Raw genomic sequence first — 17369 nt, forward strand, 5'->3', positions numbered from 1 at the left:
AACACCTATGCGTTATCTTTTTTTATTTTTATCAATATTTTTATTCAACTATTCTAATAGTTTTTGTCAAAATAATGATTTAATAATCACAAAAAAAGAAGCAAATATAGATTCTCTTTTCCTAGGAAAAGAATACAAAAGAGTGGTGCAGGAATGCACCACTCTTTTTAATACAAATAAAAATTTATCAAAAAACAGAGAGAACAAATACATTAGTTATTTAGCAGATTCTTTTCTAAAATTAGGAGACTATAACAATGCTATATTATGGTATAAAAAAATCATTAACCTCAACAAAAATGATGCTGAAAAAGTAATAGATAATTATTTAATAATTTCTAAAATTTACATTTCATATGAAAAAAAAGAGCTGTACAAGTCAGCAATTGAAGAATTATTAGAGGCAAAATTAATAGTAAACAACAAGAACCTTGACGATTCATATTTATGGAGAATACATAATAATCTAGGAATATTCTATCTATTCTTAAATGACTTACCTAATTCTAAGATTAATCATGAAAAAGCTTTAAAAGTCGCACTTTCATTAAAGGATGATGAAAAAACCCGTATTACATATCTCAACAAAGCCTTATTAACTTATGAAGGGATTGGAACCTCAAAAGAGAATCTTGAAATAACAAAAAAATCTTATTTTAAAGTATTAGAGTACAGTAATCAAAACTATTACAAAACTTATAAGAATATAGGCGTAGTGAATTATCTTCAAGGCAACCTAGAAGACGCTTTAAACTTCCACAACAAGGCTTTAGAAGACTTAACATCAGTTAAGTTAAGAACAAATACCGATCTACCAAAAATAGGTCAAATTAAAAAAAACCATCAAAAAGAGGCATTACTTATTCTATATGAAAAAATATATGCTTGGATAAAACTATCTAAACAATCTAAAAACAAGGAACATCTAAATAAAGCTCTTAAAACTATTTATCTTGCTGATCAAATTTTAGACACTTGTTTTCATCAAGTAAATGATGAAGAGTCTCAATTTTATTGGAAAAAGGAAGCTGCCTCATTTTACAATTTAGGAACTACTGCATGTTTCAAATTAAATTTACCAGAAGAAGCCGTTTATTTTATTGAAAAAAGCAAGTCTAATCTATTACTAGATTACACGATAGAAAATAAGTTAAAGAAAACACTACCTGAAAATTTACTTTTAAAAGAATTGAAGTTAAAAAAAGAAAAAGATTCTTTTTACAATCTAACAACTAGTTCTAACAAACAATATCTTCAAGATATCTTTCTTAAAAAGAAATTAGAATTAAGCCAATTTACAGATTCTTTAAAAAAAGAGTTTCCGGAGGTTTATAAATTAAAACAAAGTAAAAACACGTATTCCTTAAACCAAATTAAAAAACAAATAAAGCCTAATACAACCTACCTTTCCTTTATTTGGGAAAAAGAAGAAAATCAATTTGATGCATTATACGGTTTAGTTATAGCTAAGGACACAACTGCTATTTACAAAATAGATGGTTTAAATAAAATGGATTCTTTAGTCACAGCATATATTTCTTACTTAAAGAAACCACTTACAACAAATGAAGATTTACAAAGTTTTAAAAAGACTTCTTTCAATCTTTATCAATCTTTATTTCCGGATAGAGAAATAAATAAAATTATTAAAAAGAATACGAACCTGGTTATTTTTCCAGATAGTGATTTACAAAGTATTCCTTTTGAATCACTTATAGTCGAAAACAATACAACCAAGTATTTTATTGAAACTCATGATATTCATTATGCCTACTCCATGTCATATCTTATAGAGAATTCCAATATGAAGAGAAATGCAACAACAGACTATGTTGGTTATGCTCCTGTAACTTTTAATTATGAAAACCTAAACACACTACCTAATACGCTGGAGGAGGTTACCAAAATAGAAGATGAAATTGGCGGTAAAAATTATGTAAAAGAATTAGCAACTAAACAATCTTTTTTCAAGAACAGTAGTTCTAGTAAAATTATACATTTAGCAACGCATTCCAACGAAATTGAAAACCCTTGGATAGGTTTTAAAAACAACAAACTGTTTTTACATGAACTTTACACCTATAAAAATCAAGCGGAATTAGTCTATTTAAACTCTTGCAACAGTTCTTTAGGTGAAATTAAATCTGGGGAAGGTGTTTATAGCTTAGCAAGAGGTTTCTTTTATTCTGGAGCAAACAGCGTAATCTCTTCTTTATGGAATGTTAATGATAAATCTACACAAGAGATCACAACCTCTTTTTACAAATACTTAAAAAAAGGGAGTTCTAAAAGCCAAGCTTTAAGACAAGCGAAATTAGAGTACCTAAATACACATAGTTTAAGTGAAGTTTCGCCATATTATTGGTCTTCTTTAATTTTAATTGGTGATAATTCCGCAATACATTTAAGCAACAACCCACTGTATTACATTATTTTAAGTGTTTCACTATTCATATTCTTATTTTTTATTCTAAAAAAATTAAAAATCGTGGGTAACAAATCTTAAACTTCTAGAACAATTAAGAAAACAACTAATTCTTAATTATTTTGAAAGACACTTTATCCTTTTTAGTACAATCGCTTCTTCAAAAAAACAAAATCAAAATTGATGGAGAAGAATTAGATTTTCAAATCCAAAGCCATCCTTCATACCCTAGTTTACATGCAATAACAGGAGTATTAAGTCATTTTGACATTGAAAATACGGCTATTAGAGTTCCCGTAGATAAAGAAACTCTAGAACAACTACCTCCTAGTTTTATAGCACAAATTAAACGTAACGAGGTTACAGATTTTGCTTTAGTAGTAAAAAAAGGAAAAAACTACAAAACCATATATAATAATAAAGAAAACGAAACTATTTCTGAAGCAGCATTTTTAAAGCAGTTTACAGGAATTATAGCTGCTGTTGAAAAGGACGAAACAAAAACTACAGACCAAGAAAACACGAGCAACATTCAAAAACCATTAGTTGCTATCTCACTAGTATTATTCACTCTATTGTTTTTCATTTCAAACCCAAGCTTAAGCACCTCCATTTATTTTATTTTATCATTAATAGGTGCTGGAATAAGCTTTTTGATCATTCAGCATGATTTAGGATTAAGCTCCAAAATAGTAGAAAGTATTTGCTCTCAAGAAAGCAAAATAACTAATTGTAATGCGGTTTTAAACTCCAAAGGAGCTACACTTTACAAAAACATAAAACTAAGTGATGTAAGCCTTATTTATTTTATAGCCATTAGTATTTCTTGTCTATTATTAAGCATCACAAAAACATCATTAAATATACTATACTTTATAAGTTTAGCTGCTTCACCTATAGTTGCATATTCCATTTATTATCAATTGAAAGTGTCTAAAAACTGGTGTGTTTTATGTTTGGGTATTGCTTCCATTTTAGTATTACAAGCTACTGTTTTCTTTATCACAGGTGCTACTATCACTAGTCTAAGCTTTCAATCTGTTTTACTAATTGGTTTCTCTTTTATTACTATCGCTTCCATTTGGTTATTTATTAGTTCTAAACTAAAACAACAACAAGAATTAAATACTCTAAAAATAGAATCTACAAAGTTTAAACGAAACTTTGAATTATTCAATACGCTACTGCAAAAACAAGAAACAATAAATACATTAATTCCTGAAACATCGGAAATAATATTTGGCAACAAAAATGCGCCATTAAATATTACAGTAATCACGAATCCTTTTTGCGGACATTGCAAAAGCGTGCACAGTTTGGTTACATCTATTTTAAAAACACACCATAATGAGATCAATGTCACTATACGCTTTAATATAAACACCAGTAATGCAGAAAGCGATGGCGTATTAGTTTCTAGCAGATTGCTAGAGTTATTTCATACAGAAGGGGAACTAAAATGCTTAGAAGCTATGCATGACATTTACAATAATGCAGATGCAACATCTTGGTTGGCTACATGGAAAAAATCTGCCAATGCAGAAATGTATAAAAACATCCTTGAAGCAGAATACAATTGGTGTTTAGATAACAACATCAACTTTACACCAGAAATTTTAGTAAACGGAAAATCATTTCCACAAGCCTATAACAGAACTGATTTAGCCTTTTTTATTGAAGATTTAAATGAGTTTTGCGCTACAAATGAGCAGGCAACGCAATTACAAAAAACACTATAAAACAGCAAAACCCTTAATGAAAAGGGTTTTGCGTTTTGAACAATATTTCTCTCGCGAAGAATAGACACAAACTGTGAGTGTCTTTAATGTTCACGGCAAATATAATTTATTAAATATTTTTATTATGAAAAATTTAAAAAACTTAGGAAAAGCTTTATCTAAAGCAGAACAAAAAGAAGTTAATGGAGGTAGACCAGTTTGGTGCGGTTACTGCCAATGTACGGGTGGTCCTTGGCCTACAGTGGTATTCACCTGTGGTAATGGAAGCAATGTTTGTAGAGACGCTTGCAACGGATTGGCATAGTACAATTTTATATTAATACCATTCTTTAAATAGTACTATTTAAGGAATGATTATTTAAATGAAAGCCTTTGAAAAAATTTCCAACATACAAACAATTTTAAAACATGTAAAAAAGAAGCTAACGCTTGTTGGGAATTAAATTAACTCTAGAAGAATTGACACAAACTGTGAGTGTCTTTAATGTTCACAGGAGATATAATTTATTAGACATTTTAATTATGAAAAATTTAAAAAACTTAGGAAAAGCTTTATCAAAAGCAGAACAAAAAGAAGTTAATGGTGGATACCCAAAAATGATTCTTTGTATCGATGGTCAAGTACCTTGTCTTCTCACTTACGAAGGCTCTGAACAGGGCTGGTATAAATGCAAAGAAAGATGCTAAAACCAGTAACAAAACATCATAAATAATATTATTTTTTAAAAAGAGCGAGTTTGCTTAAACCAAACTCACTCTCTTTATTTATAATAACTCTAATTTTAGTACTATTTAACTTTAAAAAAATTACATTTTTTTTGAAAAAATTCCCAACATACAAACAAGCAGAATCTAAAGATTGTGGACCAACATGCTTAAAAATTATTGCTAAGCATTATGGCAAAACACTATCTGTAAATCAGCTTAGAAATATTAGCGAAACCACCAGAGAAGGTAGTAGTTTACTTAATTTAAGTGATGCTAGTGAGACTATTGGTTTTAGAAGTTTGGGCGTTAAATTAACTTTAGAGGAATTAAAAAAAGCACCACTACCTTGTATTCTACACTGGAACAAGGATCACTATGTGGTGCTTTATAAAATTAAAAAGAACACCTTATATATTTCAGACCCTGGACATGGTTTAATAAATTATACGAAAGAAGAATTTCTTAAATTTTGGATTGGCAACAATGCAACAGAAACTACACAAGAAGGTATTGCGTTATTATTAGACCCAACACCAAAATTTTTTAATAATGAATTTGAGGAAGACGAAGAACAAAAATTCAACTTCACGTATCTTTCTAAATACCTATTTAAATACAAAAGTTTTATTATACAGCTTTGTATTGGTTTACTAGCTGCAAGTTTATTGCAATTAGTTGTACCATTTTTAACACAAAGTGTTGTAGATGTTGGTATACAAAACAGAGACCTCAACTTTATTTATTTAATCCTATTCGCGCAAATTGCCTTATTTATTGGTAGAACAGGAATTGAAATCATTAGAAGCTGGATTTTATTGCACGTTAGTGCTAGGATAAATATTTCATTAATTTCTGACTTCTTTATCAAATTAATGCTACTTCCAATCTCCTATTTTGATGTAAAAATGACTGGAGATTTAATGCAACGTATTAACGACCATAAACGTATAGAGCAAATACTAACTACCTCATCATTAAACGTATTGTTTTCTATGGTAAACTTCATCGTATTCAGTTTTGTACTGTGCTATTATAGTTTACAAATTTTCACCATTTTTATAATTGGAAGTTTTTTATACTTTCTATGGATTAAGATTTTCCTAAAAAAGCGTGCTACTCTAGACTACAAGCGTTTCTCCGCAATGAGTCAAGAACAAAGTACTGTTATCGAGCTTATAAACGGGATGCAAGATATTAAACTGCATAATGCAGAAAAACAAAAACGCTGGGCTTGGGAGCATACACAAGCAAAACTCTTTAAAGTATCTATAAAAAGTTTAGCATTAGAACAAACGCAAAGTGTAGGTTCTTCTTTTATAAATGAATTAAAAAATATTTTCATCACCATATTGTCTGCCAAACTAGTAATAGATGGCGAAATCACCTTAGGTATGATGTTGGCTATTTCATACATCGTAGGGCAATTAAATTCTCCTGTTATGCAACTTATAGGTTTTGTTAGAGAATTACAAGATGCTAAAATATCATTAGATCGTTTAAGTGAAATCCATAATATGGAAAACGAAGAAATGGATCCACAAAACAAAATAAAAGACATTCCTAAAAGCGGTAAAATCTCCATTAAAGATCTAACCTTTAAGTATACAGGATCAGATATTGAAGTATTAAAAGACTTAAATCTTAGTATTCCAGCTAATAAAACAACAGCAATTGTTGGTACAAGCGGAAGTGGAAAAACCACTTTAATGAAATTACTTTTAGGCTATTACAAACCAAATGAAGGAGACATTTTAATAAATCAGTCGTCTTTACAAAACGTTTCTCAAAAATCATGGAGAGATCATTATGGCGTGGTGATGCAAGAAGGTTATATTTTTAATGACACCATTGCAAATAATATTGCTATTGGTGAAGACACTGTAGATAAAAAAAGACTAGCACACGCGATTGATGTTGCTAATATTAGAGAGTACATAGAGTCTTTACCTCTAGCATACAACACTAAAATAGGTGCAGAAGGTACTGGTTTAAGTACCGGACAAAAGCAGCGTTTATTTATTGCTAGAGCCGTTTACAAAAATCCGGATTATTTGTTTTTTGATGAAGCAACTTCTGCTTTAGATGCTAATAATGAAAAGGTAATCATGGAAAATCTGGATACTTTTTTTGAAGACAAAACCGTAGTCGTGATTGCGCACAGATTAAGTACTGTTAAAAATGCACACCAAATTGTAGTTTTAGATAATGGAAAAATAGTAGAAATAGGAAATCATAATGAATTAGTAATTAAAAAAGGAAATTATTACAACCTGGTTAAAAACCAATTAGAACTTGGGAATTAATGTCAAAAAAACTTGAAGAAATAGAATTAAGAAGTGAGCAGGTACAAGACATATTGTCTTATGTACCTCATTGGATGATACGTTATGGCAACCTTCTATTTTTAGGTTTAATCCTTTTGTTCTTTAGTTTAAGCTGGCTTATAAAATATCCAGATGTCATTGCCACAGAAGTATTATTGACTACTAAAATACCACCTGAAAAACTAATTGCACAAAGTACAGGTAAACTAGAAGCCATTTTAATAAAAGAAAATGACTTGGTTATTAAAAACAGTCCTTTAGCAATTATAGAAAACACCTCAAACTTTGAAGATGTTTACAGACTAAAAGCCATTATAGATACTATAAAACTGAATACCAAATCTTTTAATTTCCCTGTGCATGAATTACCTGTTTTGTTTTTAGGAGATATTGACACACAATATGCTTTATTTGAAAACAGCTACCTTCAATATACATTAAACAAAGATTTAAAACCTTTCTCTAATGAAGCGATGGCTAATAAAAATTCTATTTCAGAATTACATAGAAGACTTCAAAATGCCAACCAACAATTAGCTTTACATCGTTCTGAATTAAGTCTAAAAAAAATAGACTTAGAACGCAACAAAAAGTTATTTAATAAAGGAGTAATATCTAAATTAGATTTAGATCAAAAACAAATAGAATATCATCAAGCCGTTGGTAACATAAAAAGTTTTGAATCTTCCATTTCTCAAATACGGGAATCTATTAGTAATGGAAACAAATCTTCTAAAGGCACAGAAATAAATAGAACCAAAGAAGAAATGATGCTATTAAAAAGTGTCATTCAATCTTTCAAGCAACTTAAAAAAGCGGTTAAAGATTGGGAAACACAATATGTATTAAAATCGAATATAAATGGAAAAGTAGCATTTTCTAATTACTGGAGAACAAACCAAACCGTAAATCAAAACGATCTGATTTTTACTATTATCCCAACAGAAAGCTCCACATTTATTGCAAAATTAAAAACACCAGCTACTAATTCTGGAAAGTTAAAAGTAGGACAAAGCGTCAATATTAAATTAGAAAACTATCCCGAAGCTGAATTTGGAACCCTGCAAGCCAAGGTAAATCACATCTCATTGGTTGCTGATAAAGAAGGTTTTTATATAGTATTAGCTGAGTTGCCAGAGCATTTAATAACCTCTTATAAAAAACCAATAGACTTCAAACAAGAAATGTCTGGTACGGCAGAAATTATAACCGAAGACTTACGCTTAATGGACCGGTTCTTTTACCAAATAAAAGACATTTTTAAATAAAACATTCTCTCGCGAGGAATAGACACAAACCTAGAGTGTCATTAAATGATCTAGGCAAACTTAATTTACAAATATTTTTATTATGAAAAATTTAAAAAACTTAGGAAAAGCTTTAACTAAAGCAGAACAAAGAACTATTAATGGTGGACGTGCTTGTAGAGTAGACCTTCCTTGTCCAGAAGGATATAAATGTGTAACAGACGGTAACCCTTGGGGATTTTGTCGTCCAGCTAGACCAATAATATCTCCATTTTAAACTAGTCAAATTACTTTTAACGTTCTAACTTAGCCAGAACATCTATTTCTTTTTTATAAGAAGCGACTACTAGTTCAATGAGTTAGAATAACAAAAAAAGCCTTTCCAACTGGAAAGGCTTTTTTATTTAATATATGTTCTAAGCGTTTACTTCAAACTAGCCAAACTAGCTTTTAGAGTTTCAATCTTAGCCAAAGCATCTGCTTCTTTTTTACGTTCGTTTGCAATCACTTGTTCTGGTGCTCCTGCAACAAAACGTTCGTTAGATAATTTCTTTTGCACAGATTTAAGAAAACCTTCCGTATACCCTAATTCTTCGGTTAACTTTTTAATTTCTGCTTCAATATCTATAGCGCCATCCATTGGTATAAAATACTCGTTAGATTTTACTCGAAACGTTAAAGCGCCTTCTACAGGTTCTTTTACATATTCTATAGCTTCTAAGTTTCCTAGTTTTGCAATAACTTCATCAAATGTAGTATCCGAATTTTCATTATTAATCACTGAAAAACCAATAGCATCTTTAAACGCAATATTCTTTTCTTTTCTAACCGTTCTTATTCCCGAAATTACTTCCGAAGCAAATTCAAACTGAGAAATAATCTCCTTGTCCACCGGTTTAGATTCTGGCCATTTTGCAATTATTAATGCTTCTTCTGGCGTACGCTCTGCAATATATTGCCAAATATCTTCCGTTAAGAAAGGCATAAATGGATGTAATATTTTTAAGTTATCCTCAAAAGCAGCCATTACTTTATTATAAGTAACCGCATCAATTGGTTGTTGGTATGCTGGTTTTACAATCTCTAATAACCATCCGCAGAAATCATCATAAATCAACTTATAAATAGACATTAAAGCGTCACTTAAACGGTATTTACTAAAGTGGTCTTCAATTTCTACTAAGGCTGTTTGAAACTTTGCTTCGTACCAATCTAAAGCTATTTTACTCGAGTTTGGTTGTTCTATAGTATCACTAACCTCCCAAATATTTGTAAGATTAAATGCATTCCATACTTTGTTCCCAAAGGCTTTTCCTTGTTGACAAAGGGCTTCATCAAACATTAGGTCGTTTCCTGCTGCACTACTAAATAGCATACCTACACGAACACCATCTGCACTATATTCTTCAATTAATTTTAAAGCATCTGGTGAGTTCCCTAAAGATTTACTCATTTTACGACGTTGCTTATCGCGAACCAAACCAGTTAAATATACATTGTTAAATGGCTTTTCATCCTTATACTCGTAACCTGCAATAATCATACGTGCTACCCAAAAGAATAAAATATCTGGTCCAGTTACTAAATCATTAGTAGGATAGTAATATTTTATGTCTTCGTTTTCCGGATTACGTATGCCGTCAAAAACAGACATTGGCCATAACCAAGAGCTAAACCATGTATCTAAAGCATCTGTATCTTGTTTTAAATCGGAAGCTTTTAAATCGGCTTTACCTGTTACTTTTTGCGCTTTCTCAACTGCTAATTCGATAGTTTCGGCTACTACAAAATCTTCTTTTCCGTCGCCATAGAAATACGCAGGAATTTGTTGTCCCCAAAGTAACTGACGAGAGATATTCCAATCGCGAATATTCTCTAACCAGTGACGATATGTATTTTCAAATTTCTTCGGAAATAATTTAATCTCAGCATCTTCCCCTAAAACAGCTTCAATTGCTGGTTTTACCAACTCTTCCATTTTTAAAAACCATTGATCACTTAATCTCGGTTCAATAACAGCTTTGGTTCTTTCTGAAGTACCTACTTTATTCATATGTGTTTCAGTCTTCACTAAAGCACCTATTTTTTCTAATTCTTTGCTTACTGATTTTCTAGCAACAAAACGATCTTGACCTTCAAATTGCAATCCGAAGCTATTTAATGTCGCATCTTCATGAAAGATATCAATCACTTCTAGTTTATGCTTATCTCCAAGATTTTTATCATTCTCATCATGTGCAGGTGTTACTTTTAAACAACCTGTTCCAAATTCTACATCAACATATGCATCTTCAATAATAGGAATCACACGATTACAAATTGGTACAATCGCTTTTTTTCCACGTAAGTGAGCAAAACGTTCGTCTTCCGGATTAATACATATTGCTGTATCTCCAAAAATAGTTTCCGGACGTGTAGTTGCGATCGTTAATGTATCGTCGCTTCCTTCAATTTTATAATTGATATAATATAGGTTTCCTTGGCGTTCTTCATGAATTACTTCTTCATCAGACAAGGTTGTTTTTGCTTCTGGATCCCAGTTTACCATTCGGTAACCTCTGTATATTAATCCTTTTTCATGTAAGTCCACAAAAACCTTAATTACAGATTCAGACATATCATCATCCATTGTAAATTTAGTTCTGTCCCAATCACAAGAACACCCTAATTTTTTAAGTTGTTCTAATATTACTCCTCCATATTCTTCGGTCCATTCCCAAGCATGTGCTAAAAACTCTTCTCTTGTTAAATCGTTTTTATCTATTCCTTGTTCCTTTAACTTTGCAACAACCTTAGCTTCTGTAGCAATAGATGCGTGATCTGTTCCAGGAACCCAACAAGCATTTTTACCTAACAAACGTGCACGACGTATAAGCACATCTTGTATAGTATTGTTAAGCATGTGTCCCATGTGTAAAACTCCAGTTACATTTGGTGGCGGAATTACAATGGTATATGGTTCTCTTTCATCTGGTGTGGAATGAAAATAATTATGTTCTGTCCAGTAGCTGTACCACTTACTTTCTACACTATTTGCATCATATTTTGATGGAATGTTCATACTTTGGAATAGTTTTTGAATAATATTATGCAAAAGTACTTATAATTTATATTTTGAAAAATATTAATGGGGTTTAATGTACCTTTAAGCCTAAAGTTTATGTTAAGATTTATGCATTACATCCATTATTTTTGTAGAATGTGTGAAAAGTAAGTAAATTTACAATAGAAATAAAAAACAAAATAACACAAAATACTGTAAATCAATTATTTGTGTTTTAAAATAAGAATAATTTAAATAAAAAAATGATGAAACAAATACTTACAATTTTATTTATCGGAATATTTAGTTTTTCAATGACTGCTCAAGCAAAAATTGAATTTAAAGAAACGACAGTAGATTATGGTACTATAGAAAAAGGTGCCGATGGTATTAGAACTTTTGAATTTACCAATACTGGAAACGCGCCACTTATTATATCTAAAGTATCTTCTAGTTGTGGTTGTACCGTACCATCTAGCCCTAAGGAACCAATTATGCCTGGAGCTACTGGAGAAATACAAGTAAAATATGACACTAAGCGTGTAATGCCTATTAGAAAAACAATTACGGTTCTTTCTAATGCGGAAACACCAACGGTAGCATTAAAAATTAAAGGAGAAGTTATTGATCCAAGTAAAACAAGCGTTCTTGAAAAAAGAGAAAAAAGCGTAATGGAAAACTAATTTTCTATAATAACACAAATTAAAAAAGGTTGTTTACTATAAAGTAGACAACCTTTTTTTTTATTAAAACATTCCTTCTAATTCAAATTCAAAATCGAATTCTTTACCTAGCCTATTTATTTGTAGCTTTATAATTTTTCCATCTTTTTCATAAAAATATTGCGTGATATTTTGCAGGCTAAAATCTGACGTTTCTTTACCATTTATCTTCAATATAATATCTCCAACCTTTAGTCCTACCCTTTCTGCAGGAGAACCTTCTCTAAGTTCTACTATAGTATAGGAAGGTTTAACATACAACTTGTAATCATTATTATACGTAAACCTTATTCCCGAAGTATTATTTATACTATTAACATTATCTGTTTTTGTTCTTTTTGAGCCTCCAAAACTTCTTTCTCTAATTAGCCTAATGCCGTTTTGCTCTAACTCAATACCGCTTTTATTATAACTAAAAGGGGCTTTAAAATACTTGCTTTTTTTTAACTGAAGCATAGACCTTTCATAATCAAAAACAACATGAAATCGTTTTAAAATATTACCTGCAAGACTGCCATTTCTATCTTTATGGTTTTTCGCAAAGGAAATAGAAGTCGAATCTGGAAAGGCTACATTGGCATTTTCTAATGTAAAACTTCCAATACTAAATGCATCTACCTTAGATCTCTTCCCATATACACTTCCGTTTAATCCATGTCCTAAAAAATCAACAAAATGCGCTTCATTTGCATGAATTCCTAAAGAAACATCTTCAAATAACCATAGCGAATCACTACCGCCAGAATCTATTAAAAGTTTTACAGGAATTTCTTGATCTTCTATAGTAACATTGGCGTGTATATAAGGTTTCTTATTATAAAAATTTAAAGGGATAGATTCACAGTTTTTACAATCGGAATAACGATACACTTCATTTTCAAAAAACTTTATCGTTTTTGAAGAATAATTGATATCAATAACAAAGTCTTTAAAAAAATCATATCCAATAATACCATGAATTGGAAACCCTAACTTTGGCGCAAAATTTAGTTTAGAATTATACACCACGTATAAATCTTCATTAATATTTATCGCATCTCCAATTTCAATTATATTATTTCTAGATCGCAATGCCTCCACAGGTTCTCCTTCTCCTAAACCACGAATTACAATTTTTTCAGAATTATTAATCTTTAAAGTTTCATTAACATTAAAGATGTTAAACAAAATAGGTTTACTCACTCCTGTATCTAAAATAAAAGAGAGTTCAACGCCATTAATTTTTACAGGAACTATGATTAAATTATTAATTAATTTAAACTTTATCTTATCGCTTTTCTTTTTATTTTGAATCACAAAAGTGCCTTGAGAAAAACCAAAAAAAGGCAAACTGAAGACGATCAATAAAGTAAAAACTATTTTTTTCATAAGGAAACAAAATACGGCGCGTATCAATTTACAAATCTTTCTTCTTAAATCTCGATTTTGTATTACTTTTAAAAAAACTTTGATTTAATTTTCGCAACTTTGTATCTCAAATACATATAAAATGCCAGCTATTTCAAAAAAAGGGCAATTAATGCCACAATCTCCTATTAGAAAACTAGTTCCATTTGCTGAAGAAGCTGTAAAAAATGGAAAATCCATATACTATTTAAACATTGGCCAACCAGATATTAAGACGCCACAAATAGCATTAGATGCTATAAAATCTATTTCTTTAGAAGTATTAGCGTATTCTAGATCGGAAGGTTCTGAACAATACAGAAAAAAAATAGCAAATTACTATGCTAAAAATGACATTCAAGTTAGCCATGAGGACATCATTGTAACCACAGGAGGAAGTGAAGCATTGCTTTTTGCTTTTGGAAGCATTATGGATGTAGATGATGAAATTATTATCCCAGAACCTTTTTATGCAAACTACAATGGTTTCTCTACTTCTTCTGGAGTAAAAGTAGTTCCTGTAAATTCTAAGATTGAAGACAATTTTGCATTACCTCCAATTGAAGAGTTCGAAAAACTTATCACACCAAGAACCAAAGCAATTCTTATTTGTAATCCAGGAAATCCAACAGGTTACTTATATTCTAAAGAAGAAATTAAAAAACTTGCGGCAATAGTAAAAAAGCATGACTTATTTTTAATTGCAGACGAAGTATATAGAGAATTTGCTTATGATGGTAACACACATTATTCCATCATGCAAGAAGAAGGATTAGAAGAAAACGCCATCATGATTGATTCTGTATCTAAAAGATATAGTATGTGTGGTGCAAGAATTGGTTGTTTAGTATCTAAAAACAAAGAAGTCATTCAAACTGCACTAAAATTTGCACAAGCAAGATTAAGTCCGCCAACCTTAGCACAAATTGCAAGTGAAGCAGCTTTAGACACACCTCAAAGCTATTTTGATGATGTTATTGAAGAATACGTAGAAAGACGTAATGTTTTAATAAGCGAATTACAAAAAATAGAAGGCGTACAAGTAGCAACCCCAAAAGGAGCGTTTTACTGTATCGCGCAATTACCAATAAAAAATAGTGATGCTTTTGCGCAATGGCTTTTAGAAGAATTTGAGGTAGATGGAGAAACGGTTATGGTAGCTCCTGCTGGCGGATTTTATTCTACGCCAGGCGTTGGTTTAAACCAAATACGTATTGCTTATGTTCTTAAAAAAGAAAGCCTTATTAAAGCGGTACAGATTATTAAAGAAGCTCTTAAAGTGTATAAAGACTAGTGCAAATACAACATAACATATCGCTAAAAAAATATAACACTTTTGGTATCGATGCTAAAGCAAATCACTTTGTTTCCATTAATACTATCAAAGAGTTAAAAGAAGTGCTTCAACTGTCAGAATATCCTAAAAGATTTATTCTTGGTGGCGGAAGCAACATGCTACTCACCAAAGATGTAGAAGCATTAGTTATGCATATACATTTAAAAGGAATTGAAATTGTTTCGCAAGACGATTCTTCTGCTTTAGTAAAAGCGCAAGCTGGTGAAAACTGGCATAACTTTGTACTTTGGTGTTTGCAAAATGATTTTGGAGGATTAGAAAACCTATCCTTAATTCCTGGTAATGTTGGTACAGCCCCAATTCAAAACATTGGTGCTTACGGCGTGGAATTAAAAGACGCTTTTGTTTCTTGCGAAGCCTTGGAAATAGCAACACTAGAAACAAAAACATTTACCAACGAAGCTTGTAATTTTGAGTATCGAAATTCTGTTTTTAAACAAGCATTAAAAGGAAAATATATTATTACAAGTGTTCTTTTTAAACTAACCAAAAACAACCATATCCTTCGTACAAATTACGGTGCAATCGCTTCGCAATTGGAAGTAATGAAAGTGGAGGAGCCAACCATACAAGAAGTTTCTAAAGCGGTTATTGCCATTCGTGAAAGTAAATTACCAAACCCAAAAGAAATTGGAAATAGCGGAAGCTTTTTTAAAAACCCGGTGATTTCTTTACAAGATTTTGAGAAATTAAAACAAAATTTTCCAGAAATACCAAACTATCCAGTTTCTAGTTCATCTATAAAAATACCTGCAGGTTGGCTTATTGAAAAAGCTGGTTTTAAAGGAAAACGTTTTGGCAACTATGGTGTACACGAAAAACAAGCATTAGTTTTGGTGAATTATGATAATGCAAAGGGTTCCGAAATTTTAAAACTTTCCAAAGTAATACAAGAAACAATAATGCGTATCTTTAATATTTATATAGAAGCAGAAGTAAATATTATTTAATCTTAAAATAAATCTATAACTTTGATATCCCATAAGTTAGAAAAACACTAAACAAATCATCTTTTGAGTACACCAATAGAACAACAAATAGTTAGCTTACTAAAACAAGGCGATAAAAAAGCCATTACTTTGTTGTACGAAAACTACTCAGATACGCTATTTGGTGTTATTTCTAAAGTCATCACAGATCCCGAGTTGGCTCAAGATGCATTACAGGAAACTTTTATAAAGGTTTGGAAAAAAGCCAAAACCTACGATGCTAAAAAAGCAAAACTCTTTACTTGGTTATATCGAATTGCATACAATACCGCAATCGATAAAATACGCTCTGTGTCGAATAAACAAAGTAAAGAAATCCAAATAGAGAATTCAAACGTATATAAATTAACAAGCAATAGCTTAAATCAAGACGTTATTGATATTCAAATACATCTAAAAACAATAGATGTAAAATATCAAACAGTAATTAATGCGCTCTTTTTTGAGGGCATGACACAACAAGAAGCAAGTGACGAATTAAATATTCCGCTTGGTACAATTAAATCAAGATTAAAAATTGGATTACGTGAATTAAAAAAGATTTACGATCCAGAATTGAAAAGCAATGAATGATAAAATAATTTCATTTTTAAATTCAGATCTATTAGACAAATACCTAGTAGGCAATACCACTACAGAAGAAAATGCAAAGGTAGAAGCTTACATTACTAAATATCCTGAAGTTAAAGAAGCGTACAATACCATGCAGCAGCATCTAGAGATTGTTGCTAAAAGTAATGCCATTGAAGCACCAGAACATATATTAAACGATATACTTTCTGCGCTTGACGAAAAACCAGTAATTGCGCTACAAACGGTACCAAAACAAAAATCTTGGTATAAGTTTAGTATAGCAGCAAGTATTACTGCCTTAGTTTTTGCAGGTTCTACCTTTATGTTTTACATAAACAATCAAGACCTAAAACGTGAAAATCAAGTTATAGCAGACGAAATTTTTGATTTACGTAGCGACATCGATCAAAACAATCTCATGTTAAGCGATATTATGCAACAATTTAAACAGCTTAATAATCCGGAAACACAAAAATATATAATAAAAGGAAACGCTAGAGCTAAGAATTTAAAAACGGTTGCTTATATAAACCCTATAGACAAAACCTCTATGATAGATGTGGTTTCCTTACCACAATTACCAGAAGAGCAATGTTATCAAATCTGGGCAGAAGTACAAGATAAAATGGTTAGTTTAGGTATCTTAAACGAAACAGACAGCCAACTTATACCTTTACCTTACACAGAAAATGCTTTAGGTTTAAATATTACTATTGAGCCAAAAGGAGGTAATAAAAATGCTTCTGTTGAAAAATCTGTAGCAGAAATTAGCTTAAAAAAGTAAATTACTTTCCACGATACATATTTAGAAGCCTCGTTTTAAAAAGCGAGGTTTTTTAGTACACCCATTTCGCAA

The 17369-nt window shown here is 30.8% G+C and carries 14 protein-coding genes; 12 read left to right on the forward strand and 2 right to left on the reverse strand.

Annotation, left to right across the window (positions count from 1 at the left end; translation table 11 throughout):
- The first annotated feature begins 7 nt into the window (after window positions 1-7).
- The 7 genes from AMD28_RS04280 to AMD28_RS18585 all read left to right on the forward strand — a co-directional run bounded on the left by AMD28_RS04280 (window position 8) and on the right by AMD28_RS18585 (window position 8720).
- Window positions 8-2506, forward strand: coding sequence for a CHAT domain-containing protein (locus AMD28_RS04280; protein ID WP_055442923.1), 2499 nt, complete (start codon window positions 8-10; stop codon window positions 2504-2506).
- 41 nt (window positions 2507-2547) lie between these two features.
- Window positions 2548-4164 carry a vitamin K epoxide reductase family protein gene (locus tag AMD28_RS04285; protein WP_055442924.1) on the forward strand — a complete coding sequence of 539 codons (1617 nt, stop codon included), beginning with the start codon at window positions 2548-2550 and terminating at the stop codon, window positions 4162-4164.
- A gap of 124 nt (window positions 4165-4288) precedes the next feature.
- Window positions 4289-4468, forward strand: coding sequence for a hypothetical protein (locus AMD28_RS04290; protein ID WP_055442925.1), 180 nt, complete (start codon window positions 4289-4291; stop codon window positions 4466-4468).
- 218 nt (window positions 4469-4686) lie between these two features.
- Entirely contained in the window at window positions 4687-4851 is a 165-nt protein-coding gene (locus tag AMD28_RS18580; protein WP_161804615.1) for a hypothetical protein, read from the forward strand.
- A 131-nt stretch (window positions 4852-4982) separates the two neighbouring features.
- Entirely contained in the window at window positions 4983-7175 is a 2193-nt protein-coding gene (locus AMD28_RS04300) for a peptidase domain-containing ABC transporter (RefSeq protein ID WP_055442927.1), read from the forward strand.
- A complete protein-coding gene (locus AMD28_RS04305; RefSeq protein ID WP_055442928.1) occupies window positions 7175-8464 on the forward strand; it encodes an HlyD family secretion protein in 1290 nt (429 codons plus the stop codon). Before AMD28_RS04300 ends, AMD28_RS04305 begins: the two co-directional genes overlap by 1 nt.
- Window positions 8465-8546: 82 nt before the next feature.
- Complete coding sequence (locus AMD28_RS18585; protein WP_161804616.1) at window positions 8547-8720, forward strand: hypothetical protein; 174 nt, start codon at window positions 8547-8549, stop codon at window positions 8718-8720.
- Between the two features lie 147 nt (window positions 8721-8867).
- Here the strand turns inward: AMD28_RS18585 and AMD28_RS04310 are convergent, their stop codons facing one another.
- Complete coding sequence (locus tag AMD28_RS04310) at window positions 8868-11504, reverse strand: valine--tRNA ligase (RefSeq protein WP_055442929.1); 2637 nt, start codon at window positions 11502-11504, stop codon at window positions 8868-8870.
- Between the two features lie 248 nt (window positions 11505-11752).
- On the opposite strand from AMD28_RS04310, the gene AMD28_RS04315 reads away from it, so the two are divergent.
- A complete protein-coding gene (locus tag AMD28_RS04315; protein ID WP_055442930.1) occupies window positions 11753-12169 on the forward strand; it encodes a DUF1573 domain-containing protein in 417 nt (138 codons plus the stop codon).
- A gap of 63 nt (window positions 12170-12232) precedes the next feature.
- On the opposite strand, the gene AMD28_RS04320 is transcribed toward AMD28_RS04315, so the two are convergent.
- Window positions 12233-13576 carry an aspartyl protease family protein gene (locus tag AMD28_RS04320; RefSeq protein WP_055442931.1) on the reverse strand — a complete coding sequence of 448 codons (1344 nt, stop codon included), beginning with the start codon at window positions 13574-13576 and terminating at the stop codon, window positions 12233-12235.
- A gap of 121 nt (window positions 13577-13697) precedes the next feature.
- Between AMD28_RS04320 and AMD28_RS04325 the strand changes: the two genes are divergently transcribed.
- From AMD28_RS04325 to AMD28_RS04340, 4 genes are all read left to right on the forward strand, one after another.
- Complete coding sequence (locus tag AMD28_RS04325) at window positions 13698-14888, forward strand: pyridoxal phosphate-dependent aminotransferase (protein ID WP_055442932.1); 1191 nt, start codon at window positions 13698-13700, stop codon at window positions 14886-14888.
- On the forward strand, window positions 14888-15901 hold the full coding sequence (murB, locus tag AMD28_RS04330; RefSeq protein ID WP_055442933.1) for a UDP-N-acetylmuramate dehydrogenase: 1014 nt from the start codon (window positions 14888-14890) through the stop codon (window positions 15899-15901). The genes AMD28_RS04325 and murB overlap by 1 nt, the downstream gene beginning before the upstream one ends.
- Window positions 15902-15964: 63 nt before the next feature.
- Window positions 15965-16513 carry an RNA polymerase sigma factor gene (locus AMD28_RS04335; protein ID WP_055442934.1) on the forward strand — a complete coding sequence of 183 codons (549 nt, stop codon included), beginning with the start codon at window positions 15965-15967 and terminating at the stop codon, window positions 16511-16513.
- Entirely contained in the window at window positions 16506-17297 is a 792-nt protein-coding gene (locus tag AMD28_RS04340; RefSeq protein ID WP_055442935.1) for an anti-sigma factor, read from the forward strand. Before AMD28_RS04335 ends, AMD28_RS04340 begins: the two co-directional genes overlap by 8 nt.
- Window positions 17298-17369 lie beyond the last annotated feature (72 nt).

Origin of the sequence: Lacinutrix himadriensis, from assembly GCF_001418105.1 — a bacterium.
Classification (GTDB): Bacteria; Bacteroidota; Bacteroidia; order Flavobacteriales; family Flavobacteriaceae; genus Oceanihabitans; species Oceanihabitans himadriense.

Excerpts from the sequence above, each read along its gene's own strand:
- AMD28_RS04280 (WP_055442923.1), top strand. The coding sequence starts at position 8 with ATGCGTTATCTTTTTTTATTTTTATCAATATTTTTATTCAACTATTCT.
- AMD28_RS04290 (WP_055442925.1), top strand. The coding sequence starts at position 4,289 with ATGAAAAATTTAAAAAACTTAGGAAAAGCTTTATCTAAAGCAGAACAA.
- AMD28_RS18580 (WP_161804615.1), top strand. The coding sequence starts at position 4,687 with ATGAAAAATTTAAAAAACTTAGGAAAAGCTTTATCAAAAGCAGAACAA.
- AMD28_RS04305 (WP_055442928.1), top strand. The coding sequence starts at position 7,175 with ATGTCAAAAAAACTTGAAGAAATAGAATTAAGAAGTGAGCAGGTACAA.
- AMD28_RS18585 (WP_161804616.1), top strand. The coding sequence starts at position 8,547 with ATGAAAAATTTAAAAAACTTAGGAAAAGCTTTAACTAAAGCAGAACAA.
- AMD28_RS04310 (WP_055442929.1), bottom strand. The coding sequence starts at position 11,504 with ATGAACATTCCATCAAAATATGATGCAAATAGTGTAGAAAGTAAGTGG.
- AMD28_RS04315 (WP_055442930.1), top strand. The coding sequence starts at position 11,753 with ATGAAACAAATACTTACAATTTTATTTATCGGAATATTTAGTTTTTCA.
- AMD28_RS04320 (WP_055442931.1), bottom strand. The coding sequence starts at position 13,576 with ATGAAAAAAATAGTTTTTACTTTATTGATCGTCTTCAGTTTGCCTTTT.
- AMD28_RS04325 (WP_055442932.1), top strand. The coding sequence starts at position 13,698 with ATGCCAGCTATTTCAAAAAAAGGGCAATTAATGCCACAATCTCCTATT.
- AMD28_RS04340 (WP_055442935.1), top strand. The coding sequence starts at position 16,506 with ATGAATGATAAAATAATTTCATTTTTAAATTCAGATCTATTAGACAAA.